21 protein-coding genes and 1 tRNA gene are annotated in these 22,286 nt (G+C 69.1%); 13 read left to right on the forward strand and 9 right to left on the reverse strand.

Annotated features, from left to right (window positions below):
- Window positions 1–6: 6 nt before the first annotated feature.
- Window positions 7–471 carry a GNAT family N-acetyltransferase gene (locus tag ACHFGS_RS11435; RefSeq protein ID WP_394280420.1) on the reverse strand — a complete coding sequence of 155 codons (465 nt, stop codon included), beginning with the start codon at window positions 469–471 and terminating at the stop codon, window positions 7–9.
- 2 nt (window positions 472–473) lie between these two features.
- Window positions 474–1,397 carry a DMT family transporter gene (locus tag ACHFGS_RS11440; RefSeq protein WP_394280421.1) on the reverse strand — a complete coding sequence of 308 codons (924 nt, stop codon included), beginning with the start codon at window positions 1,395–1,397 and terminating at the stop codon, window positions 474–476.
- Window positions 1,398–1,455: 58 nt separating this feature from the next.
- On the opposite strand from ACHFGS_RS11440, the gene cysS reads away from it, so the two are divergent.
- The 3 genes from cysS to ACHFGS_RS11455 are packed head-to-tail and all read left to right on the forward strand — an operon-like array spanning window position 1,456 to window position 4,524.
- Window positions 1,456–2,892 carry a cysteine--tRNA ligase gene (gene cysS / locus ACHFGS_RS11445; RefSeq protein ID WP_394280422.1) on the forward strand — a complete coding sequence of 479 codons (1,437 nt, stop codon included), beginning with the start codon at window positions 1,456–1,458 and terminating at the stop codon, window positions 2,890–2,892.
- A complete protein-coding gene (gene rlmB, locus ACHFGS_RS11450) occupies window positions 2,885–3,871 on the forward strand; it encodes a 23S rRNA (guanosine(2251)-2'-O)-methyltransferase RlmB (RefSeq protein ID WP_394280423.1) in 987 nt (328 codons plus the stop codon). The genes cysS and rlmB overlap by 8 nt, the downstream gene beginning before the upstream one ends.
- A gap of 14 nt (window positions 3,872–3,885) precedes the next feature.
- Window positions 3,886–4,524: an NAD(P)-dependent oxidoreductase gene (locus ACHFGS_RS11455; RefSeq protein ID WP_394280424.1), complete on the forward strand. Its 639-nt coding sequence runs from the start codon at window positions 3,886–3,888 to the stop codon at window positions 4,522–4,524.
- Here ACHFGS_RS11455 and ACHFGS_RS11460 read toward each other — a convergent pair.
- Window positions 4,521–5,822, reverse strand: coding sequence for a DUF4032 domain-containing protein (locus ACHFGS_RS11460; protein ID WP_394280425.1), 1,302 nt, complete (start codon window positions 5,820–5,822; stop codon window positions 4,521–4,523). The genes ACHFGS_RS11455 and ACHFGS_RS11460 overlap by 4 nt on opposite strands.
- 75 nt (window positions 5,823–5,897) lie before the next feature.
- Window positions 5,898–7,001, reverse strand: coding sequence for an ABC transporter ATP-binding protein (locus tag ACHFGS_RS11465; RefSeq protein ID WP_394280426.1), 1,104 nt, complete (start codon window positions 6,999–7,001; stop codon window positions 5,898–5,900).
- A gap of 228 nt (window positions 7,002–7,229) precedes the next feature.
- Between ACHFGS_RS11465 and ACHFGS_RS11470 the strand changes: the two genes are divergently transcribed.
- Both ACHFGS_RS11470 and ACHFGS_RS11475 read left to right on the forward strand, forming a co-directional pair.
- Complete coding sequence (locus tag ACHFGS_RS11470; protein WP_394280427.1) at window positions 7,230–8,198, forward strand: DsbA family protein; 969 nt, start codon at window positions 7,230–7,232, stop codon at window positions 8,196–8,198.
- Window positions 8,199–8,230: 32 nt separating this feature from the next.
- Window positions 8,231–8,303 (forward strand) — tRNA-Thr (locus ACHFGS_RS11475).
- A 54-nt stretch (window positions 8,304–8,357) separates the two neighbouring features.
- Here ACHFGS_RS11475 and ACHFGS_RS11480 read toward each other — a convergent pair.
- The 4 genes from ACHFGS_RS11480 to ACHFGS_RS11495 form a co-directional block, all read right to left on the reverse strand.
- Complete coding sequence (locus tag ACHFGS_RS11480; RefSeq protein ID WP_394280428.1) at window positions 8,358–9,632, reverse strand: hemolysin family protein; 1,275 nt, start codon at window positions 9,630–9,632, stop codon at window positions 8,358–8,360.
- Between the two features lie 109 nt (window positions 9,633–9,741).
- Entirely contained in the window at window positions 9,742–10,734 is a 993-nt protein-coding gene (locus tag ACHFGS_RS11485) for a TerC family protein (protein WP_394280429.1), read from the reverse strand.
- A gap of 186 nt (window positions 10,735–10,920) precedes the next feature.
- Entirely contained in the window at window positions 10,921–11,802 is an 882-nt protein-coding gene (locus tag ACHFGS_RS11490; protein ID WP_394280430.1) for a hypothetical protein, read from the reverse strand.
- 60 nt (window positions 11,803–11,862) lie between these two features.
- On the reverse strand, window positions 11,863–13,965 hold the full coding sequence (locus ACHFGS_RS11495) for a S9 family peptidase (protein ID WP_394289481.1): 2,103 nt from the start codon (window positions 13,963–13,965) through the stop codon (window positions 11,863–11,865).
- 187 nt (window positions 13,966–14,152) lie between these two features.
- Here ACHFGS_RS11495 and ACHFGS_RS11500 point away from each other — a divergent pair, with 187 nt between their 5' ends.
- The 5 genes from ACHFGS_RS11500 (at window position 14,153) to ACHFGS_RS11520 (ending at window position 18,815) form a co-directional block, all read left to right on the forward strand.
- Window positions 14,153–15,427 carry an anion permease gene (locus ACHFGS_RS11500; protein ID WP_394280431.1) on the forward strand — a complete coding sequence of 425 codons (1,275 nt, stop codon included), beginning with the start codon at window positions 14,153–14,155 and terminating at the stop codon, window positions 15,425–15,427.
- The gene (locus ACHFGS_RS11505; RefSeq protein WP_394280432.1) at window positions 15,424–15,759 is read left to right on the forward strand and encodes a peptidase; all 336 of its coding nucleotides are present in this window, start codon (window positions 15,424–15,426) and stop codon (window positions 15,757–15,759) included. Before ACHFGS_RS11500 ends, ACHFGS_RS11505 begins: the two co-directional genes overlap by 4 nt.
- 59 nt (window positions 15,760–15,818) lie before the next feature.
- Window positions 15,819–16,718, forward strand: coding sequence for a phosphodiesterase (locus tag ACHFGS_RS11510; protein ID WP_394280433.1), 900 nt, complete (start codon window positions 15,819–15,821; stop codon window positions 16,716–16,718).
- A gap of 114 nt (window positions 16,719–16,832) precedes the next feature.
- Window positions 16,833–18,311 carry an aspartate ammonia-lyase gene (locus tag ACHFGS_RS11515; RefSeq protein WP_394289480.1) on the forward strand — a complete coding sequence of 493 codons (1,479 nt, stop codon included), beginning with the start codon at window positions 16,833–16,835 and terminating at the stop codon, window positions 18,309–18,311.
- A 45-nt stretch (window positions 18,312–18,356) separates the two neighbouring features.
- Window positions 18,357–18,815 carry a DUF4190 domain-containing protein gene (locus ACHFGS_RS11520; protein ID WP_394278142.1) on the forward strand — a complete coding sequence of 153 codons (459 nt, stop codon included), beginning with the start codon at window positions 18,357–18,359 and terminating at the stop codon, window positions 18,813–18,815.
- 72 nt (window positions 18,816–18,887) lie between these two features.
- On the opposite strand, the gene ACHFGS_RS11525 is transcribed toward ACHFGS_RS11520, so the two are convergent.
- On the reverse strand, window positions 18,888–19,751 hold the full coding sequence (locus ACHFGS_RS11525) for a fumarylacetoacetate hydrolase family protein (protein ID WP_394278141.1): 864 nt from the start codon (window positions 19,749–19,751) through the stop codon (window positions 18,888–18,890).
- Between the two features lie 102 nt (window positions 19,752–19,853).
- Here ACHFGS_RS11525 and ACHFGS_RS11530 point away from each other — a divergent pair, with 102 nt between their 5' ends.
- From ACHFGS_RS11530 to ACHFGS_RS11540, 3 genes are all read left to right on the forward strand, one after another.
- Window positions 19,854–21,017, forward strand: coding sequence for a PrsW family intramembrane metalloprotease (locus ACHFGS_RS11530; protein WP_394278140.1), 1,164 nt, complete (start codon window positions 19,854–19,856; stop codon window positions 21,015–21,017).
- Between the two features lie 240 nt (window positions 21,018–21,257).
- Window positions 21,258–21,821, forward strand: coding sequence for a YceI family protein (locus tag ACHFGS_RS11535; RefSeq protein WP_394278139.1), 564 nt, complete (start codon window positions 21,258–21,260; stop codon window positions 21,819–21,821).
- Between the two features lie 42 nt (window positions 21,822–21,863).
- Complete coding sequence (locus ACHFGS_RS11540) at window positions 21,864–22,232, forward strand: FKBP-type peptidyl-prolyl cis-trans isomerase (RefSeq protein WP_394278138.1); 369 nt, start codon at window positions 21,864–21,866, stop codon at window positions 22,230–22,232.
- Window positions 22,233–22,286: the final 54 nt, after the last annotated feature.

The following is a 22,286-nucleotide window of genomic DNA, read 5'->3' on the forward strand; positions in this document are numbered from 1 at the left end:
GCGCGCTCAGAGCGACAGCGTCATGAACGTCGAATTCGGGTCGGGTCGGTAGGGCCCGAACGCCTCGCACTCGACGAAGCCCTCGCTCGCGTACAGGGACCGGGCGGCGAGGAACCCCTCCTGCGCGCCGGTCTCCAACCAGAGCGCCCGCATCCCTGTCGCGCGCGCCTGGGCGATCAGATGCTGCACGAGTGCACGCCCCACTCCCGTGCCCAGATGCGCCGCCGCGACGCGCATCGATTTGATCTCGCCGTCCTGGGCGCTGAGACGCCGGAGCGCCGCCATCCCCGCCAGATCGTCCCCCGACCAGGCCGTCCAGAAGCGGATGTCGGGATGCCGCAGCTGCTCGACGCCGAGAGCGTGCACGCTCTCGGCGGGACCCTGACCGAACATGTCACCCAGGTGCTCGGACACGAGCGCCTGGATGGCCTCGCCGGTGAGGTCGTCCGGGACGATCCGCAGCGCCGGCACGATCAGCCCTCCACCGCGAACGGTTCGGGGTCGCGGGTGCGCCGCGATCCCCACGCGAGGGTGGCGAGGCCCGCAGCGAGCACGATGATGCCGATCGCCGCGAGTGCGGAGAGCTGCTCGCCGAGCACCGTCATGCCGAGCACCGCCGCCGTGAGCGGCTCCCCGAGGGTGAGGGTCGCCGCCGTGGCTGCGGTGAGACCCTGCAGTCCCCAGGTGAACAGCGTGTAGGCGACGGCGATCGTCGCCAGGCCGAGCCACAGCGTCATCACGAGCCCGCCCGGGTCCGCGATCCAGGTCAGGTTGACGAACGGGATCGCGAGGGCGCAGATGATCGCCGACCCCGCGCCCATCGAACCCACCACGGTGAACGCGTCCCATCCGGCATCCAGCAGTCTGCGCTGTGCGTTCGCGATCACCGCGAACGATGCTCCCGCACCGATCGCACCGAGCACGCCGATCGGGTCGGCACCGCCGGTGCCCGCGCCGCCTCCGAAGCCGAGCAGCCCCACCCCGAGGGTCGCCAGGGCGGTCGCGAAGAGCCAGACGGGCGAGGGGAGGCGCCGGGTGATCGCCCACTCGAGGAGCCCCGCGAGCACGGGGGCCGAGCCGAGCGCGATGACCGTGCTGACGGCGACGCCGTTGCGCTCGGTGCCGAGGAAGAAGAGCGGCTGGTAGACCGCGAGCGCCACACCGGTGAGCGCCATCAGCAGGAGCGGGCCGGTCGTCAGACGCGCCCGGGGGCCGGGGGAGACCCGGCGATGGCGCGCAGCGAGCAGGAAGGCGATCAGCGCGAGCCCGGTGCCGCCGACGACCATGCGGGCGACGCCGACCGAGAGCGGCGTCGTGCCCTCAGGACCGACGGCCTGCGAGGTGCCGGTCGTTCCGAAGAGGACAGCCGCGGCGAGGACGGCGAGAACGTGCAGCACGCTTCATTTCTACCGCCTGTGCGGGGGCTCCCCGGCCACCCCCCGGTAGCATGGACCGGTGACGGTTCGGCTCTATGACACCCAGGCGCAGGCGCTGCGTGAGTTCGCACCCGCCGACCCCGGGAACGTCACGATGTACGTCTGCGGTCCGACCGTCCAATCGGGCCCGCACATCGGTCACGTCCGCGCCGCGCTGAGCTTCGACATCCTGCGCCGCTGGCTCGCCCACCGCTTCGGCCGCGTGACGTTCGTCCGCAACGTCACCGACATCGATGACAAGGTCCTCGCGAACGCCACGCCGGAGGAGCCCTGGTGGGCGCTCGCCTACCGGATGGAGCTGGAGTTCACGCAGGCGTACACCTCGGTCGGCATCCTGCCCCCGACGTACGAGCCCCGCGCGACCGCGTCGATCCCGCAGATGCAGGAGCTCATCTCGCGTCTCATCGACGCGGGTCACGCGTACGCGGCATCCGGCGACGTGTACTTCGACGTGCGTTCGTGGGAGGCGTACGGGTCGCTCACCCGCCAGTCGGTCGACGCGATGGAGTCCGCCGCCGACGCCGACCCGCGCGGCAAGCGCGACCCACGCGATTTCGCCCTCTGGAAGGGCGCCAAGGACGGCGAACCGGCGGATGCCTCGTGGGCATCGCCGTGGGGCACGGGCCGACCCGGCTGGCACATCGAGTGCTCCGCCATGAGTCGGCGCTACCTCGGACCGGAATTCGACATCCACGGCGGCGGCCTCGACCTGCGCTTCCCCCATCACGAGAACGAGCTCGCGCAGTCCACCGCAGCGGGCGACGGCTTCGCCCGGTACTGGGTGCACAACGGCCTGGTCACCGTCGGCGACCAGAAGATGTCGAAATCCCTCGGCAACTTCCTCCTCGCCGCCGACATCCTCGACGAGTTCGACCCGCTCGTGGTCCGCTACGCCCTCGCGTCGGCGCACTACCGATCGAACCTCGACATCTCGCCCTCGACCTTCGCCGAAGCGGATGCCGCGCTCGACCGCATCCGGAGCTTCCAGGCACGGGTGGCCCGCATCGACGCCCCGTTCGAATGGTCCGCCGAGCGTCCGGAGACGGATGCCGAGCCGGAGAACCTCTTCGTGCTGCCCGCCGCGTTCGCGGCTGCGATGGACGACGACCTCGGCGTGCCGCAGGCGCTCGCCGCCGTGCACGAGACGGTGCGACGCGGCAACGCCGCCCTCGACGCAGGCGACACCGACGCCGCGTCGATCGCCGCCTGGCAGGTCCGGGAGATGACGGGCCTCCTGGGTATCGACCCGACGGCGCCGCAGTGGCAGCGGGGCGCCGCAGCGCCCGCGACCGAGGCACTCGACGTGCTCGTGCGCACCATGATCGACCAGCGCGCGGATGCCCGCGCGAACAAGGACTGGGCGAGTGCCGACCGTATCCGCGACGCGATCGCGGCGGCCGGCATCGTCTTGGAAGACGGTCCCTCCGGGACACATTGGAGTTTGGAAAATGGCTAAGTTCGGCAACCCCTCTGCAGGCAAGGGCAAGAAGGGCCCCACGAAGGGTTCCGGCGGCAAGAACCGCCGCTCGCTGGAAGGACGCGGCCCGACACCCAAGGCCGAGGACCGCGCGTGGCACCCCGCCGGCAAGCGCAAGGCCGCCCAGGAGCGATACATCGCAGCCGGTGGCAAGACCCCGCAGCGCTCGAGCGGCGGCAACCGCGCGCCCAAGTCGAAGGCCGGTGACGACACCGAGACCGTGACCGGGCGCAACAGCGTGCTCGAGGCGCTGCGCGCCAAGATCCCCGCCACGGCGTTCTACATCGCCCAGCGCGTCGAGATGGACGACCGCGTCAAGGAGATGCTGTCGATCACGACGCACCGCGGCATCCCCGTCCTCGAGGTCACTCGACAGGAACTCGACCGCATGGCCGGGTTCGACGGCGTGCACCAGGGCGTCGCACTCAAGGTGCCTCCGTACGAGTACGCGCACCCGCAGGACCTCCTCGAGGACGTCATCGAGAAGGGTCAGCTGCCCCTGTTCGTCGCCCTCGACGGCGTCACCGACCCGCGCAACCTCGGCGCCATCATCCGCTCCACCGCAGCCTTCGGCGGCCAGGCGGTCATTGTGCCGCAGCGCCGCTCCGCCGGCGTCAACTCGGCAGCCTGGAAGACCAGTGCCGGTGCCGCCGCGCGCGTTCCCGTCGCGATCGCCGCGAACCTGACGACCATGCTCAAGGAGTTCAAGAAGCAGGGCGTCTTCGTGCTCGGCCTCGACGGTGGCGGCGACGTGTCGCTCCCCGCCCTCGAGCTCGCCGACCGGCCCGTCGTGATCGTCGTCGGCTCAGAGGGCAAGGGCCTGTCGCGCCTGGTGACGGAGACGTGCGACCAGATCGTGTCGATCCCGATCCACGCGGCGACCGAATCCCTCAACGCCGGCATCGCGGCATCCGTCGCGCTGTATCAGGTCTCGACCCTGCGCGCCGCGCAGGACTGACGAAAGGACACCACATGACCCGTATCGCCGTCATCGGAGGCACCGGCTACGCCGGAAGCCACATCGTCCAGGAGGCCGTCTCGCGCGGTCACACGGTCGTCTCCGTCGCCCGCAAGCTTCCGGCTGAGCGGATCGAGGGCGCCACCTACGTCGAGGGCACGCTCCTCGACGCGCCTGCCCTCGCCACCGAGCTCGACGGTGTCGAGGTCGTCGTCTTCACCACCTCGCCGCGCGGCGACATGGCCGGCAAGATGCGCGACGCGGTGGGCGAGGTGATCGCTGCGCTGCCCGCCGAGGTTCGCGTCGGAGTCGTCGGCGGTGCCGGCGGCAGCCTCGTCGCTCCCGGCGGCCCCCGCGTCGTCGACAGCGGATTCCCCGACGAGATCAAGCCCGAGGCTCTCGAGGCGATCGGCATCCTCGAAGATCTGCAGTCGGATGACCACGGTCACGACTGGTTCTACATCCACCCGGCCGGGGGCTTCGGTTCCTGGGCGCCAGGGGAGCGCACCGGTTCCTACCGTGACGGCGGCGACGTCATCGTCACCGATGACAAGGGCGAATCCTTCATCTCGGGCGCGGACTTCGCGATCGCCGTGCTCGACGAGATCGAGACGCCGCGGCACTCCCGCGAACGTTTCACCGTCGGCTACTAGACCAGATCGCGCCAGTCCACGTCGTCCTCGTCGCTCACCGGCACATCGCCGGTGACGACGGGCACGGCCATCGTCTCCGTCGGCGGTCCCATGACGGTCGCCTCGTCCCGGCGGTGCCGCAGGACGTCACTGATGTACGACGACAGCACCTCGGCGATGGGCACCGAGCGTCCACGGGCCTGCGACATGTACCAGCGGTGCTCCAGCACCTGATGGAACACCTCCGCCGGCTCCAGCTTCGCGCGGAGGTCCCACGGGATCGCCTTCACGACCGGCTCGAACACGCGGGTGACCCACTCGTGCGCGACCATGTCCTCGTCGTTGCCGAGACGGGAGACGCGGGCGGCGAACTCATCCATGTCGTTGAGCAGGCGTCGCGCCTGGTTCTCCTGGGCGTCGAGGCCCGTGAGGCGCAGCAGACGTCGCTGATGGTGCCCGGCGTCGACGACCTTCGGCTGGATGAGCACCTTCGCGCCGTCGGCGGTCTCATCGATCGACATCTCGCCGATGTCGAAGCCGAGGGTGTTCAGTCGCTGCACCCGCTCGGTGATCCGCCATGTCTCGTCCGCCGCGAACGTCTCCCGCTCGGTGAGCGCGCTCCACAGCGACCGGTAGGACGACATGATGCCGTCGGCGATCGCGACGGCATCGACACCGCCCTCCAGGCGGCCACCGGCTTCGAGGTCCATGATCTCGCCGGCGATGTTGGTGCGGGCGACATCGAGGTCGTGCTCCCGCTGGCCGCGCGTCAGGCCGCTCTCGTGGAGCTCACCCGTCTCCGCGTCGACGAGGTAGGCGGCGAAGGCACCGGCATCCCGTCGGAACAGCGTGTTCGACAGCGACACGTCGCCCCAGAAGAAGCCGACCGTGTGGAGGCGGACCAGGAGCACGGCGAGGGCGTCGACGAGGCGATTGGCGGTGTCGGGCCGGAGGACTTGGGTGAACAGCGCCCGATAAGGGAGCGAGAACTTGAGGTGCGAGGTGACGAGCGCTGCCGGGAGTGGCTCGCCCTTGCCGGTGCGGCGACCGTCGATGACGGCGACACGGTCGACGCAGGGGACATCGAGACGCGCGAGCGAGCCGAGCATCTCGTATTCACGGCGCGCCATCTCGGCCGTCGTCTCCTTGACGGCGACGACGCGCCCGGACAGGTTCGCGAACCGTACGAGGTGCCGTGAGAGGCCCTTCGGCAGCGACACGATCGTGTCGCTCGGCCATTCGGCCAGCGGTGTCGACCACGGCAGCGCGAGCAGCCCCGCGTCGACGTTGCTGGCCGTGATGCTCAGCGATTGGACCACGCTAACTCCTGGAGACGCGACGCGGCGCGGGAGGTCCGAAGACCTGCCCGCGCCGCGTCATTGCCACGGGGACGATCAGGCCGAAGCGGTCGCCTTGTCGTTGAGGCGGTCGCCCGACTCGAGGTCGAAGGCGTGCACGTGACCCGGCTTGGCGGCCAGGGTGACCGTCTCGCCGGCGTTCGGGTGGTTGCGGCCGTCGACGCGAGCGACGATGTCGGTGCGCTTGCCGCCGATCTCGGTGTGACCGTAGAGGTAGCCGTCAGCGCCGAGCTCCTCGACGAGGTCCACCTGGACCGAGAGGCCACGGCCGTCGGCGGGGCCGACCTCGATGTCCTCGGGGCGGACGCCCACGGTGACCTGGCTGCCGTGGGCGCGGCCCACGGTGTCGCGGTCGAGCGGGACGACCTCGGTGCCGAACCGCACGCCGCCCTCGGCGAGGTCCGCCGGGAACAGGTTCATGGCGGGGGAGCCGATGAAGCCGGCGACGAAGACGTTGTTCGGCTTCTCGTACAGGTCACGCGGGGTGCCCACCTGCTGGAGCAGGCCGTCCTTGAGGACCGCGATGCGGTCGCCCATCGTGAGGGCCTCGGTCTGGTCGTGGGTGACGTAGACGGTGGTGACGCCCAGGCGACGCTGGAGCGAGGCGATCTGGGTGCGGGTCTGCACGCGGAGCTTGGCGTCGAGGTTCGACAGCGGCTCATCCATGAGGAAGACCTGCGGCTGGCGGACGATCGCGCGGCCCATGGCGACACGCTGACGCTGACCACCCGAGAGGGCCTTCGGCTTGCGGGTCAGGTACTGCTCGAGGTCGAGCAGCTTCGCCGCCTCGAGCACACGCTGAGCGCGCTCCTCCTTGCCGACACCGGCGATCTTGAGCGCGAAGCCCATGTTCTCGGCGACGGTCATGTGCGGGTACAGCGCGTAGTTCTGGAAGACCATCGCGATGTCGCGGTCCTTCGGCGGCACGTCGGTGACGTCGCGGTCGCCGATGCGGATGGCGCCGGAGTTGACCTCTTCGAGGCCGGCGAGCATGCGCAGGGAGGTCGACTTGCCGCAGCCGGAGGGGCCGACGAGGACGAGGAACTCACCGTCACCGACCTCGAGGTTGAGCTTGTCGACGGCCGGGCGGGTGCCACCGGGGTACAGACGGGTTGCGTTGTCGAACGTGACGGACGCCATTGTTTCTTCTCCTTCACCGGCAGGTACGTGCCGGACGATCCGTTGTGAAGCGAGCGGGGGTCTCCCCGCACACCCTTCATCGGGTGCGTGCCCAGTATGTCACGGGAAGGGGCGATCGGGAGGGGACATCGGGTCAGCCAATTTCCAGGGCCCTTGGCTAGCATCGACAGGTCCGCTACACCCGAGCGGACGACCGCAGTGCGGCACCACAGATTTCCCCGAGGTTCCATGTCACACGACTCCGGCGAGAACACGCCCGCCGTCCCCGATCGGCGCGAGGCTGTCCGCGAGAAGGCCCAGCTCGTTCACGCGCGCCAGTCCCGTGCCCGCATCGCGCGGCGCGTCGGGCTGGGCGTCTTCGCTGCCGGCGCCGTCGCCGCGGTGGGCGGCGCCGTGGTCTGGTCGGTCATGTCATCGACCGATGGCCGCGACCTGATGCCCGCCGGCGTGACCGCTGACGGCTTCGCCATCACGTCTGTCGCCGGGGCTGCCCCCGAGGCGGGTGCCGCGATCATGGAGGCGTCTCCGACGGCGACCCCCACCGCCGAGCCCCAGGCCGACGCTGAGGTCGAAGGTGAGGCCACCGCCGACCCCATCGACATCCGCGTGTACGTCGACTACCTCTCGCCCGGCGCGCGCGACTGGCACCTGGCCAACGTCGAGCAGCTGACCACGTGGGTCGACCAGGGTGCGGCGACGCTGTCATACCACCCGGTGTCGATGCTCACCGCGAAGTCGAACGGGACGAAGTACTCGCTCCGTGCCGCCGCGGCATCCGCCTGTGTCGCCACGTACGCCCAGGACGTCTTCTTCGCCTACAACTCCGAGCTGCTCAGCCGCCAGCCGGCGATCGACTCCGACGGCCACTCCGACACGGAGCTCGCCGACATCGCGCAGGCGATCGGTGCGAAGGACCCCGAGACGGTGCGCTCATGCATCGAAGACGGCGACTTCATCCAGTGGGCCAAGGACGCCACCGACCGCGCGATCGATGAGCTCCCCGACACCGATGGTCTGTCGCTCACGGGCGCGCCGACGATCCTCGTGAACGGTCAGTCCTACCTCGGTGTGCTGACGGATGCCGCGGAGTTCTCGCAGTTCGTCCTCACCAGTGCCAGCGACGCCTTCTACAAGAAGCAGGCCGAGCTCACGAGCCCCACACCCACGCCCACACCCACAGCCACCCCTGCACCGTGACGCGGGTGCGCCCACAGTAGACTTGGCGCTCTGCCGGCTTGGCGCAATTGGTAGCGCACCGTACTTGTAATACGGGGGTTGCAGGTTCAAGTCCTGTAGCCGGCACTCCTCGGATGCGTCGGACCGGACGTCGTCCTCGTCGTCCGCTCCGACGCGCTGTCAGTCGGAGGCGCGGGGGGAGACGCGCACCTCGGCGATGCGGCGCCGGTCCATCGCTGTCACCTGGATCGTCGCGCCGTCGACCGCGACGACGTCGCCCACCATCGCGAGACGTCCGAGCTGCTCGGTGATGAACCCGGCGATGGTGTCGGACGATCCGCGGGGGAGATCGATGCCGGTGACCTCTTCGAACTCCGCGAGGTTCAGTCGTCCGTCGACGACGCCGTCGCCGGCGGACGGGAGGGCGGCGGTGTCGTACTCGTCGAAGATCTCCCCGACGACCTCCTCGACCAGGTCCTCGAGCGTGACGATGCCGTCCGTGCCGCCGTACTCGTCGACGACCACCGCGATGTGGTGGCCATCGGCACGCATCCGCGTGAGGGTGGGGAGCACTCCGGCGGTCGACGGGAAGTACGACATCGGGCGGAGCACGCGCTCCAGCGGCGCGTCGGGGTCGGTGCCGATCAGCTCGAACAGGTCGCGCACGTGGACGAAGCCGACGATGTCGTCGATCGACTTGTCGGACACCGGGTAGCGGGAGAAGGGCAGGTCGCGCACCTGCGCGACCGCCTCTGCGATGGTCGCCGTCTCGTCGAGAGCGGTCACCTCGGGACGGGGGCGCATCACCTCGCTGAGCTGACGACCCCGCAGGGACAGCACGTCGTCGAGGATCTTCCGCTCATCCTCCGGGAGGCCTTCGTGACTCGCGACGATGTCACGGACCTCCTCGTCGGTCAGTTGCTCTCCGCTCTTGTCGGGGTCGCCGCCGAGCAGCCGCACGAGTGCGTTCGTGGACACCGAGAGCAGCCAGATCACCGGGCGCATGAGCTTCGCGAACCCGTTCAGCACGGGAGCGACGGCATAGGCGAACTGCGCGTTGCGCTGGATCGCGAGACGCTTGGGCACCAGCTCCCCGAGCACGAGCGACAGGTAGGCGATCACCAGGGTGAGCAGCACCGTCGCGAGGGTGAGGGCGAGACCGCTCTCCACCCCGAGCGCCTCGAACAGCGGCGAGACGGACGGGGCGATCGACGCCGCACCGTATGCGGCCGACGCGAAGCCGGCCACGGTCACGCCGATCTGCACAGCCGAGAGGAAGGTGTTCGGGTTGCGCGCCAGGTCGGCCACCTTCTGCCCACGCCTGCCGCGTGCCGCGATCGCGTTCAGCTGCGACTCGCGCAGCGTCACGAGCGCCATCTCGGTCGCGGCGAACACACCGCCCACGAGCACGAACGTGATGACCAGGGCGATGTTCCAGATGAGGTCGCCACTCATCGCGTGCGCTCCTGACGGGGGTGGAGGTGGGATGCCGCGGGGCGGCACGCGGCGCGGGCCGGATCAGTCGCGTCTATCGGCCGGCTCCGGGGCGGTGGTGTCGATCTGCTCACCGCGCACCTTGTCGCGGCCCGGGACCCGGGACCCGGCGCGTGCGGATGAGGCTCGCAACGGCGGCGACGGTGATCGTCAGCGAAATGAACAGGAGCGAGAACCAGATCGGGATCTCGGGAGCCCACAGCATCGGCTCGCCGCCGTTGATGAACGGCAGCTCGTTGACGTGCATCGCGTGCAGCACGAGCTTCACGCCGATGAAGGCGAGGATGACGGCGAGGCCCTGCGCCAGGTACACGAGGCGCTCGAGCAGGCCGCCGATCAGGAAGTAGAGCTGGCGGAGACCCATGAGCGCGAACGCGTTCGCCGTGAAGACGATGTACGCCTCCTCGGTCAGGCCGTAGATGGCCGGGATCGAGTCGACGGCGAAGATCAGGTCGACGAAGCCGATCGTGATGATCGTGAGAAGCATCGGTGTGACGAACCGCTTGCCGTCGAGGCGGACGGTCAGCCGGTCGCCGTGGTACTCCTCGGCGACCGGGAGGTGCCGGCGGACGAACTGCATGACCTTGCCCTGTGAGGGGTCGCCGTCGTGGCCGCCGAAGGCCTGACGGTAGGCGAGGAACAGGAGGAGCGCGCCGAAGACGTAGAAGATCCACGAGAAGTTCTCGATCAGCGCCGCACCGACGGCGATGAAACCACCGCGGAGGATGAGCGCGATGACGATGCCGATCATCAGCACTTTCTGCTGATAGATCTTCGGAACCGCGAACCCGGTCATGACGATGAGGAAGACGAAGAGGTTGTCGATCGACAGCGCCTTCTCGGTCAGGTAGCCCGCGAAGTACTCGCCGCCGTAGCGCCAGTCGCTGAAGACGCCGATACCAACACCGAACAGCAGCGCCAGGCCGATGTAGAACGCCGACCACCGGGCGGATTCGCCGATCGTGGGGGCGTGGGGTTTGCGGACGTGCGCGAAGAACTCGTAGACGAAGAACGCGATGGTGACGGCGATCGTGATCGCCCAGATGAGGGGGGTGATGTTCACCGGGAGGTCTCCTGGGGAGGCGTGACGGATGGACGCCAGAGTCTCCTCCATCCCGCGGTGCGGGACCGATGGCCCGGAATGCCGTGGCATCCGTAATGGCGAGCCGATCGTGTCGGAGTACTCCCCCTGGAGTTCTTCATCGTATGAAGCGGACCTTTCCGATTCCTGTGAGCGGTCTCGGCCGCCTCACCGTCCGGCGGGCTCCTTCGGTTCGTCGTTCGCGTACGGAACCGACTCGGCCGCGCGCGAGTACGGGATGAACCAGCTCCCGAAATCCGTCGGGGGGAACCCGTCGGCGGTGTCGTCGTCGGGGTCGTCGGCAACATACAGCGAATCGATGTCGAGATCTTGGAACAGCACCGCGTCCAGATGCGCGCGCCACCCGTACGGCAAGGCTCCCTTGAGCTGCTCCGCACCTCGCTCGGCCTCATCGAGCACGATCTTCAGCGCCAACTCGTGTGCGATGGTCTGCGGGTACACCGGTGCCGCCGTCAGCCGCGACGTCACCTCGATCATGGCCGCGAGGAATTTCTGGGCGAACGCGCGGTCGTAGTGGCGGGCGAACGTCGGCGGCAGCTGAGACAGAACATGCGTGTCGCGCACGTGCAGGTCGCGGACGGGGGTCGTGGCAAGGGTGACGACGTCCTCGAAGAGGCAGTCGACGACGACGACCGACGCGTTCCAGATGAGACCCTTCAGAACTGACCGCTGGCGAAGGTCACGCGCTCCTTCCGCCGCGTCGGTCTCATCTGCGAACAGTTCGTTGAGCGCCCAGTCGATTCCCGGCAACCGCGCGCCGGCCTGCGCGACGCGGGTCTCGTCGCTCGAGGCGGAGGGCACAGAGCCGGCTGTGCCGTCTGCGTCGGAGGACAGCACACGCGCTTCGAGGGCTTCGAGCTGAACGTGACGCCCCGCGTCGGTCGCGACCGTCACATCGAGGAGAGACAGGATCGCGGCGTCGTGAGCAGGGTGTCTGCGGTTGGAGACGGGGTCTCCTGCCGGGGGCGCGTCGCAGGTCAGATCGACATCGATGCGCACAGTGGCGTGAAATCGGTCCGCGGAGGGCATGGCCAGATCGTAGCGAGCGCGCGGCGACGCGTCATGTTCGGGTCGCCGCGCGGCGCGGCATCACTGCGTGGCGTCGGCGACCCCCAGCACATCCAGCAGCCACGCGAGCTCGAAGGCGCGCTCGCGCCACGAGTTGTACCGGCCGCTCACGCCCCCGTGGCCGGCGACCATCTCGCACTTCAGGAGGGCGTCGGCGCCGACTTCGCGCAGGCGCGCGACCCACTTGGCCGGCTCGACGTAGAACACGCGGGTGTCGTTGAGCGAGGTCACCGCGAGGATGCGCGGGTACCGGACACCTTCCTGCACGTTCTCGTACGGCGTGTACGACTTCATGTAGGCGTAGACGTCGGCGTTGTGGAGCGGGTCACCCCACTCATCCCATTCGATGACCGTCAGCGGGAGCGACGGATCGAGGATCGTCGTCAGCGCATCCACGAACGGCACCGCAGCGACGATGCCCGCGAAGAGGTCGGGCGCGAGGTTCGCGACGGCGCCCATGAGCAGGCCACCGGCGGAGCCACCTTCGGCGACGAGTCGATCGGGGGTCGTGTATCCGGCATCCACCAGGTGGCGCCCCACCGCGACGAAGTCGGTGAAGGTGTTGCGCTTGTTCAGCAGCTTGCCGTCCTCGTACCACTGACGGCCCATCTCGCCACCGCCGCGGACGTGCGCGATCGCGAAGATGACGCCGCGGTCGAGCATCGACAGGCGGGCGACCGAAAAGCCGGGCTCGATGGAGTGCTCGTACGAGCCGTACCCGTAGAGGTGCGTCGGGCGCGGGCTGTCACCCGGCTCTCCGAACGAGCGCTTCCACACCAGCGACACCGGGACGCGGGTGCCGTCGTCGGCAGTCGCCCAGATGCGGGCCTGGCCGTAGTCGGACGGCTCGTACCCGCCGAGCACGGGCTGGCGGCGGCGCAGCAGCAGCTCCCCACGCGCGACGTCGTAGTCGAAGACCGTGCCGGGCGTGATGAACGAGGCGAAGCCGAGGCGGATCACCGGCGGCGCCCACTCCGCACTGCCCGATTCGCCGACCGCGTACAGCTCCTCGTCGAACGCGATCTCGCGGACCGTGTCGGTCGCATAGTCGAGGATCCCCACGCGGGCGAGACCGTCGCGGCGGTACTCGGCGACGGCCCAGTCGCGGTAGGCGGAGACGTCGAGCAGGCGACGCCCCGGCGCATGGGGGAGGACGACGCGACGCTCGCCCTGCGGATCGACAGCCGCGACGCGGACGAGCTCGAAGTCGAGTGCGCCGTCGTTGTGGAGGATGTACAGCACGTCTTCGCCGCCGACGACGGCGTGGGTCAGCGAGTACTCGACGCCCTCCCGCCGCGGCCACACGGACTGCGGCGTCGCCGTCAGGTCGTCGGCCGGGACGAGGAACTCCTCCGACGTGATGGACGATCCCACCCCGATGACGAGGTACCGGTCGCTGCGCGTGAACCCGGCCCCCACCCAGTACCGCTCGTCGGGTTCGGTGAACAGGGTCACATCGGCCGCGGCATCCGTCCCCACAACGTGCAGCCACACGGTGTCGGGCCGCCAGGCGTCGTCGACCGTCGTGTAGACGATGTGGCGCCCGTCGGGAGAGAACACCGCTCCCGAGAAGGTGCCTTCGATCAGGTCGGCGAGGTCCTCTCCGGTGCGCAGGTCGCGCACGCGGAGCGTGTAGCGCTCGTCTCCGGAGACATCGACGCCATAGAGCATGCGGGTGCCGTCGGTGGAGATGTCGAGGCTCCCGAGCGAGAAGAACTCATGTCCCTCGGCCTCGAGATTGCCGTCGAGGAGCACCTGCTCGCCCGGGACCGGCACGTCGGGGGAGAGGAGCGGCGGAGTCCAGTCGTCCTGATCGGCGATCGGGGCGCGGCAGTGGATGCCGTACTGCTGGCCCTCCACGGTGCGGGCGTAGTACCACCACTCGCCGCGGCGCGACGGCACCGACAGGTCGGTCTCGAGCGTGCGACCCTTGATCTCCTCGAAGATTTGCTCCCGCAGGGGCTCGAGGTGGGCGGTCCGCGAGGCGGTGTACGCGTTCTCCGCCTCCAGGTGCGCGAGGACATCGGCGTCCTCCTTGGCGCGGAGCCACTCGTAGCGGTCCTCGATCTCGTCTCCGTGGTGCGAGCGGACGATGGGTCGGGCGTCGGCGAGCGGGGGCTGCAGGGCGTCGGTGGTCACCGGTCCACGCTAACGGACGCCGGTGCGGGCGCCCGGGGTGATGATTCAGGTTCGAATGTGCGAGGATTTCTCCGGCCCGGTTGAACAGCAGGTGACGCCTGGGTGAACTCTTCGTTCGCAACGCCGATCGCCGCGGCACCCGTTCCCCCCCCGACCTGACGGAAAGCGAACTGTGGAAACCGCAGCCCTCATCGTCGTCCTCGTCATCGCGCTGGCGCTCTTCTTCGACTTCACCAACGGCTTCCACGACACGGCCAACGCCATGGCGACCCCCATCGCCACCGGCGCGCTGCGGCCGAAGGTCGCTGTCCTCCTGGCCGCCGTCCTCAACCTGGTGGGCGCGTTCCTGTCGACCGAGGTGGCCAAGACGATCTCCGGCGGCATGATCCGCGAGGATGAACTCTCCGCCTCGATCTTCCCCGCGATCATCTTCGCGGGCCTCATCGGCGCGATCACCTGGAACATGCTCACCTGGCTCCTGGGACTTCCCTCGAGCTCGTCGCACGCGCTCTTCGGCGGACTCATCGGCGCGACGCTGGTGGGTGCGAGCGCCGCCGCCATCGACTTCGGCGTCGTGATGTCGAAGGTCGTCCTGCCGGCGCTCATCGCGCCCCTCACCGCCGGCATCATCGCCTTCGTCGTCACGAAGATCGCGTACGCCGCGACGCGTCGCTACGACAACAAGCCCGACGGCCGCGACGGATTCCGCTGGGGACAGATCTTCACGTCCTCCCTCGTCGCACTCGCGCACGGCACCAACGACGCCCAGAAGACGATGGGCGTCATCACCCTCGCCCTCATCACAGTGGGCTGGCAGACCCAGTCCGACCCTCAGCCGTGGGTCGTCGTCGCGTGTGCCGTGACGATCGCACTCGGGACCTACATGGGCGGCTGGCGCATCATCCGCACGCTCGGCAAGGGCCTCACCGACGTCAAGCCCGCGCAGGGGTTCGCCGCCGAGGCATCCACCGCCTCGACGATCCTCGCCTCGAGCGCCCTCGGCTTCGCCCTCTCGACCACCCAGGTCGCCTCTGGCTCGGTCATCGGCTCGGGCCTCGGCCGACGCGGCTCGAAGGTCCGCTGGAACACCGTCGGACGGATCATGGTCGGCTGGCTGCTCACCCTCCCCGCCGCCGGTGGCGTGGGCGCGCTCGCCGCCCTCATCGTGGTCTGGTTCGGGCAGCTCGTCGGCGTCATCATCGGCGCCGTCGCCGCCGTCGCGATCATCCTCGGGATCTTCCTCCGCTCGCGACGCAACGAGGTCACCCACGCGAACGCCATGAACGAGGTGGCCGACTCGGGACGCGCCGTCAAGGTGAAGCGCAACCCGCCGCCCACCCGTCGCCAGCTCCGCGCCGAGCGTGAGAAGGCGGCCGCGACGAGCGTCGCACCCGCGACTCCCGCGTCCACCACCGCCACCATCGACGACGAGGAGAGCGCACGATGAGCATCGCGATCGATTGGCTCGCCTTCGTCGAGGTCTTCGTCGCAGCCCTCAGCGCTGCGGCGGTCGTCGTCACCTTCTACGCGATCGGTCTGCGCCTGCTGGTGCGCGCCGGGCGCGCACCCGTGGTCGCCCCCGCCGACTTCACCGACGCGCTGACGGTCATCACCGAGAAGGACCGCAAGCGCGCCGCGAAGGCGGCGGCCAAGGCCGCCAAGAAGAGCCCGCTCAGCGCCGGACAGAAGCGTGTCGCACTCGTCGGGGCGTACGCCTCGTTCTCGGTGTGCGCGGTCGTCGTGCTCGCGGGCCTGCTGCTGATCATCTTCAACCACTGACCGTCTGCGGCCTGCCCGCGGCCCGAGCGAAGGTCGGCGACGGTCTTTAGGCTGACGGCATGCAGCCCGTCTCGTTCGGCCAGTATGCGCCGGCCCGCCGCACGATCATCCATCTCAGCGACACCCATCTGCTGGGTGCCGATCGGCACCTGGGCGATCGGTTCGACGCCACCGGTGGCCTGGTCGCCGCACTCGCGGCTGTCGAGCGCACCGGCATCCGTCCCGATGCGATCGTGTTCACGGGGGACCTCACCGACCTCGGCGAGCCGGCGGCGTATCGGCGACTGCGCGAGCTCGTCGAACCGGTGGCAGAGCGGCTCGGTGCGCCGATCGTCTGGGTCGCCGGCAACCACGACGAGCGCCCCGCCCTGCGCGAGGGCCTGTTCGACCTTCCCGGAACGCAGGAGCCGGTGACCGGCGTGTGGGACCTCGGCGGACTGCGTCTGATCGCGCTCGACTCCACCGTGCCGGGATGGCACCACGGCGAGCTCGACCAGCCGCAGCTGGAATGGCTGCGCGGCGTGCTCGCCGAGCCGGCCCCTCTCGGGACGATCCTCGCGCTCCACCACCCGCCGCTGCCGAGTCACGTGCCGCTGTTCGACATCCTCGAACTCCAGCGTCAGCACGAGCTCGCCGAGGTCATCGCGGGCAGCGACGTCCGTGGCATCCTCGCCGGGCACCTGCACTACTCCACGAGCGGCACCTTCGCGGGCGTTCCCGTCTCGGTCGCCTCCGCCACCTGCTACACGATGAACCTGCAGCGGCCCGGCACCGAGGTGAACGGAATGGATGCCGGGCAGTCGTTCCATCTCGTCCACGTGTACGACACCACCCTCACCCACTCGGTGGTGCCGGTGGTCGAGACCTATACCGCGGACCACTTCACGGCGGAGTGGGCGGCGCGGATGGCCGCTCTCACCCCCGAGCAGCGTCTGGAGGAGTTCTCGCGGAAGCGATGACCACGACGTGTGGGTGCCCACGGACATGCCGTCAAGACCCGATGCGCGGAAGGGGCACCGGGCTAGGCTCGAGAGCACCCCCTTTACGCTGTGAGACCCACAAGGACACCCCACATGGCACTGGACGCAACGACGCGCACCGAATCCGACTCCCTCGGAGAACTCGAGATCCCCGCCGATGCCTATTGGGGCATCCACACGGCGCGGGCGCTGGAGAACTTCCCGATCTCGATGCGCCCCATCTCGGTGTACCGCGACCTGATCGTCGCCCTCGCGATGGTGAAGCAGGCATCCGCCCGGGCGAACAAGGAGATCGGCGTCCTCGACGCGGAGAGGGCGGATCTCATCGACCGCGCCTCCCAGCGGGTCATCGACGGTGAGTTCCACGATCAGTTCGTCGTGGGTGTGGTGCAAGGCGGTGCCGGCACCAGCACGAACATGAACGCCAACGAGGTCATCACCAACATCGCCCTCGAGATGGCGGGCCGTGGGAAGGGCGACTACGCGTTCCTCTCGCCCATCGACCACACCAACCGCAGCCAGTCGACCAACGACGTCTACCCGACCGCGATCAAGGTCGGACTCGGGCTCGACCTCCGCACCCTCCTCGAAGAGCTCGACCTGCTGCGCCGCGCGTTCCTCGCCAAGGCGACCGAGTTCCATGACGTCCTGAAGGTCGGTCGCACGCAGCTGCAGGATGCCGTGCCGATGACCCTCGGGCAGGAGTTCCACGGCTTCGCGACGACGCTGGGGGAGGACTACCACCGGCTTCGGGAGAACGCCCACCTCCTCTACGAGGTGAACATGGGCGCCACCGCCATCGGCACCGGCATCACGACCCACCCCGACTACGCGCCCGCGGTCATCCGCCACCTGCGCGACATCAGCGGCCTCGACCTCGAGCTCGCCGCCGACCTCGTCGAATCGACGAGCGACACCGGCGCGTTCATGTCGTTCTCGTCCTCGCTCAAGCGCAACGCCATCAAGCTGTCGAAGATCAGCAACGACCTGCGACTGCTCTCCAGCGGGCCCCAGGCCGGCTTCGGTGAGATCAACCTGCCCGCCCGCCAGGCGGGATCGAGCATCATGCCCGGCAAGGTGAACCCGGTGATCCCGGAGGTCGTGAACCAGGTGGCCTTCGCGGTCGCCGGTGCCGATCTCACCGTGACGATGGCGGTCGAGGGCGGCCAGCTGCAGCTCAACGCCTTCGAGCCGATCATCGCCCACTCGATCTTCCAGTCGATCACCTGGATGCGTCGTGGCATGCGCACCCTCCGCGTCAACTGCGTCGACGGCATCACCGCCAACCGCGAGCGCCTGGGCACCATGGTCGGCTCGTCCGTGGGCGTCATCACGGCACTCACCCCCTTCATCGGGTACGCGGCGGCGGCGGCGCTCGCCAAGACGGCGCTGCTGACCGGACGCAATGTCGGCGACCTCGTCGTGGAAGCCGAGCTGATGTCCCGCGAGGAGGTCGACAAGCAGCTCTCTCCTGCTCGCCTGTCCGGACTTCAGGCGCACACGCGTGCGATCCCGGTGATCACCAGCCCCGATGACGAATCCGCCTTGTCGGCGGACGCACAGGCCAGATAGCGTCGGGGAGCACCTGCCCCCGCTGAGCGACCAGAAGGACACGACATGACCGACCCCTCCGCGCCCCAGCCCCAGAACACGCCCCCGCCGCCCGCCTACGAGGCACAGGCCTACCCGGCCGCCCCGCAGTACCCCTCGGCGCCGCAATACCAGGGCGGCGCTCCCGGCCCGGACGCGCCCGTTCCCGGCAAGATGCTCGGCATCGTCGCCTTCGTGCTGTCGTTCTTCGTCCAGCTCGTCGCGCTGATCCTCGGCATCGTGGCGCTCGTGCAGAGCCGCAAGGCTGGGCACAAGAACGGTTTCGCGCTCGCGGCGATCATCATCAGCGTCGTCATCGGCGTCCTGGCCATCATCGGCGTCATCCTCTTCTTCACCTTCTTCACCACCGCCGGCGGGGACCTCTACGAGCAGGTCGAGGCCTGCCTGCAGGACCCGTCGGGCACCGTCGTCTTCGGCGGCGTCACGATGACGTGCGAGGAAGTGCTGGAGCAGTCCGGCAACTGAGTTCGAATGAAAGAGGGTCGGATGCCGCGTGGCATCCGACCCTCTTTCGTGTTCGCCGTCAGGCGACGCGCCTCACTCGGTGATGCGGCAGAAGGTCGTCAGCTCGCCGATGCCGTCGATACCGACGGTGACGGTGGAGCGGTCGCGGAGGAAGATCTGCGGGTCGCGGGAGTAGCCGGCGCCGCCGGGGCTGCCGGTGGAGATCAACGTGCCGGGCAGCAGGGTCGCCGAGCGCGACAGGTACGAGACGAGCTTCTCGACGGGGTGGATCATCTGACCGGTAGAAGCGTCCTGCACGGTCTGGCCGTCGAGGACGGTCCAGATGTGGAGGTCCTGCGGTTCGGGGATCTCGTCGGCGGTGACGACGAACGGGCCGGTGGGGGTGAATCCGTCGAAGGACTTGCACCGTGACCACTGCGCCTCGGAGAACTGGATGTCACGGGCGGTGATGTCGTTGACGACCGTGTACCCCCAGACGTGATCGAGGGCATCCTCGCGGCTCACGTCGCGGGCCGCGGTGCCGATGATCACACCGAGCTCGGCTTCGTAGTCGACGGCCTGGCTCAGCGAGCGGGGCCAGGAGGTGGTCTGCCGGTGACCGCTGAGCGAGCCGGGCCAGAGCGTGAAGACGGTCGGTGCGGCATCGGCCTTGAGGCCGAGTTCGCTCGAGTGGGCGGCGTAATTCAGGCCGATCGCGATCGTCACCGGGTGGGAGAGGATGGCCGATGCGAACGCGGCATCCTTCAGCGCGACAGCAGGCGCACCGACAGCCGCATCGCGGACGCGATCGAGCATCACCTGCCCTCCCTCGATGAGGTTCTGCAGCCGCGACGGAGCACCGTCGAACAGGTCGGCGACGATCGTCGCCCGATCTCCGTCGACGAGGACCAGCCGCGGATCGTCGGCACCGTCGGAGAGAATGTGGGCGAAGCGCATCCCTCCAGGTTACCGTCGGGGAACCGGGGATGGCGGGAGACGCCTGCCCCCGGCAGCGGTGTCGCGGCGGACCGGATCGCCACGGCCCCTAGGCTATGCGCCATGACGTTCCCGTCGCCGCTCGCACAGCCCCCGCACGTCACCCCTGCCGCACCTCCGCCGGCACCCGTGCGGCGGGCACTCCCGCTTCCCCCGCCCTCTCGGGGGCGCATCGTGCTCTGGGTGACCGCGGCGCTTCTCACGCTGATCTGCGCGCTGGTGATCGCGTACCTGCTCACCTTCCTCGGCACGGTGGCGTCGGCCGTCGCCGCGGTGCTCGCGCTCTTCCCCCTCGCCATCGTCCTGCTGGCGGTGCGGGCGATCGACCGGTGGGAGCCCGAGCCCCGCGGGCTCGTGATCTTCGCCCTCGCCTGGGGAGCTGTCGCCGCCGTCGCCTTCGCCCTCGTCATCGACACGATCGTCGTGCTCCTCGCGAGCCCCGCTCTGGTCCCGGATGTCCTCTCCAGTGTCGTGCAGGCGCCCGTGGTCGAGGAGATCGGAAAGGGCGCGGGGCTGCTCCTCCTTTTCCTCGCGGCGCGACGCTCCTTCGACGGCCCGATCGACGGCATCGTCTACGGCGCGCTCATCGGTGCAGGTTTCGCATTCACCGAGAACATCATCTACTTCGCCAGCAGCCTCCTCACCGGGGGAGTGGGCGAAGCCGCATTCACGTTCTTCCTGCGCGGCATCCTCTCCCCGTTCGCGCACGTCATGTTCACCGCCGTCATCGGATACGCGCTGGGTCTGGCTGCGCGCGCCGGCTATGGCTTCGGGCGCTCCTGCGCGCTGTGGCTCGTCGGCCTCGTCGGTGGGATCGCCCTGCACGCGCTGTGGAACGGGTCCGCCCTGTTCGCCGACTTCTTCGCGCTGTACGCGACGCTGCAGGTGCCACTGTTCGTCGGCGCGATCGTCGCGGTGATCCTGCTGCGGCGCGAGGAGGCGCGACTCACGCGCGAGCGGCTCGGCGAGTACGCGGCGGTCGGCTGGTTCACGCCCGCGGAAGTCGACATGCTCGCTACCGGCGCGGGGCGCCGTCAGGCCGTCGCGTGGGCACGGACGCTCAGCGGCGACCGCTCACGCATCATGAAGACCTTCATCTCCGAGGCGACGGCCCTGGCAGCCGCGCGCCAGCGGGTCACGACGGGGCGTGACCGCCTCGCCGCAGCCGACGAACGGGTCTACCTGGAGCGGGCGACCGCCGCTCGGGAGCAGCTGCTCGCGCCGTGAACTCCGGCGGCTGAAAGCCGCCCCGACAAAGACTCAGCGCCCGGCGCCGCGGCGATGCCTGCGAGTCTTCCGGGCGCTGAGTTGGCCTACGGCAATGATCCCGCCGCACCGCGAGGGTGTCAAGACCCCCGCCAGACGCGCCCTCGACACGTGCGGAACGTGTTCACGGAAATACAATCGGATGCCACCGCGTTCCCCTGCGAGAGCCGGATCTCCCGGACACGAAACGAAGGACGATCAATGACCGAATCCACCGCTCCCGTAGAGATCCCCGGCTACAAGGCCGGCACCTGGGTCCTGGACGCCTCCCACAGTGAAGTGGGCTTCGTCGTCCGCCACATGATGATCTCGAAGGTCCGTGGACACTTCAACATCAAGGAAGCCACCCTCACCGCGCCCGAGAACCCCCTCGAGGCCACCCTCACGGCGACGGTCGACGCGGCGTCGCTGGACACGAAGGACGAGGGTCGCGACAACCACCTCCGCAGCGCCGACTTCTTCGACGTCGAGAACTACCCGACCATCACCTTCGTCTCGACGGGTATCCGCCTCGAGGGCGGCGACTTCCTCGTCGACGGTGACCTCACCATCAAGGACGTCACCAAGCCCGTCACGTTCGACGTCGACTTCGGTGGCTTCGGCACCGACCCGTGGGGCAACTACAAGGCCGGCGCGACCGCGAAGACCGTCATCAACCGTGAGGACTTCGGCCTGACCTGGAACGCCGCGCTCGAGACCGGCGGCGTGCTCGTCGGCAAGGACGTCACGATCGAGCTCGACCTGCAGGGTTCGGTCCAGGCCTGACCTCGCGTTGACCCTCGCCCGCCGCTCAGGTTGGATGGAGCCATGACTGCAGACCGCACCAAGCCCGAGATCGACGCTCCGCTCGAGCCCGCACCCAGCGACCTCGCCATCCGTGACCTCATCGAGGGTGACGGCGCCGAGGCCAAGGCCGGAGACACCGTCACCGTCCACTACGTGGGTGTCGAGTACGAGTCCGGCGAAGAGTTCGACTCCTCGTGGGGTCGCGGCGAGAGCATCCAGTTCCCGTTGCGCGGCCTGATCCAGGGATGGCAGGACGGCATCCCGGGGATGAAGGTCGGTGGGCGCCGCGAGCTCATCATCCCGCCGCACCTCGCGTACGGGCCCGCCGGTGGGCACTTCCTCGGCGGCAAGACGCTGATCTTCATCATCGATCTGCTCGACGTCGCCTGAGCCGCAGGGCTCCGAAGCGGCCCGGCCGGACATGCTCCGGTCGGGCCGCACTTA

Origin of the sequence: Microbacterium sp., from assembly GCF_043427715.1 — a bacterium.
Taxonomy (GTDB): domain Bacteria; phylum Actinomycetota; class Actinomycetes; order Actinomycetales; family Microbacteriaceae; genus Microbacterium.

Bases quoted from the DNA above. Each gene is read 5' to 3' on its own strand.
- ACHFGS_RS11465 (WP_394280426.1), bottom strand. From the start codon at position 7,001: ATGGCGTCCGTCACGTTCGACAACGCAACCCGTCTGTACCCCGGTGGC.
- ACHFGS_RS11515 (WP_394289480.1), top strand. From the start codon at position 16,833: ATGGCACTGGACGCAACGACGCGCACCGAATCCGACTCCCTCGGAGAA.
- ACHFGS_RS11520 (WP_394278142.1), top strand. From the start codon at position 18,357: ATGACCGACCCCTCCGCGCCCCAGCCCCAGAACACGCCCCCGCCGCCC.
- ACHFGS_RS11455 (WP_394280424.1), top strand. From the start codon at position 3,886: ATGACCCGTATCGCCGTCATCGGAGGCACCGGCTACGCCGGAAGCCAC.
- ACHFGS_RS11530 (WP_394278140.1), top strand. From the start codon at position 19,854: ATGACGTTCCCGTCGCCGCTCGCACAGCCCCCGCACGTCACCCCTGCC.
- ACHFGS_RS11510 (WP_394280433.1), top strand. From the start codon at position 15,819: ATGCAGCCCGTCTCGTTCGGCCAGTATGCGCCGGCCCGCCGCACGATC.
- ACHFGS_RS11525 (WP_394278141.1), bottom strand. From the start codon at position 19,751: ATGCGCTTCGCCCACATTCTCTCCGACGGTGCCGACGATCCGCGGCTG.
- ACHFGS_RS11480 (WP_394280428.1), bottom strand. From the start codon at position 9,632: ATGAGTGGCGACCTCATCTGGAACATCGCCCTGGTCATCACGTTCGTG.
- rlmB (WP_394280423.1), top strand. From the start codon at position 2,885: ATGGCTAAGTTCGGCAACCCCTCTGCAGGCAAGGGCAAGAAGGGCCCC.
- ACHFGS_RS11535 (WP_394278139.1), top strand. From the start codon at position 21,258: ATGACCGAATCCACCGCTCCCGTAGAGATCCCCGGCTACAAGGCCGGC.
- ACHFGS_RS11490 (WP_394280430.1), bottom strand. From the start codon at position 11,802: ATGCCCTCCGCGGACCGATTTCACGCCACTGTGCGCATCGATGTCGAT.
- ACHFGS_RS11470 (WP_394280427.1), top strand. From the start codon at position 7,230: ATGTCACACGACTCCGGCGAGAACACGCCCGCCGTCCCCGATCGGCGC.
- ACHFGS_RS11540 (WP_394278138.1), top strand. From the start codon at position 21,864: ATGACTGCAGACCGCACCAAGCCCGAGATCGACGCTCCGCTCGAGCCC.
- ACHFGS_RS11505 (WP_394280432.1), top strand. From the start codon at position 15,424: ATGAGCATCGCGATCGATTGGCTCGCCTTCGTCGAGGTCTTCGTCGCA.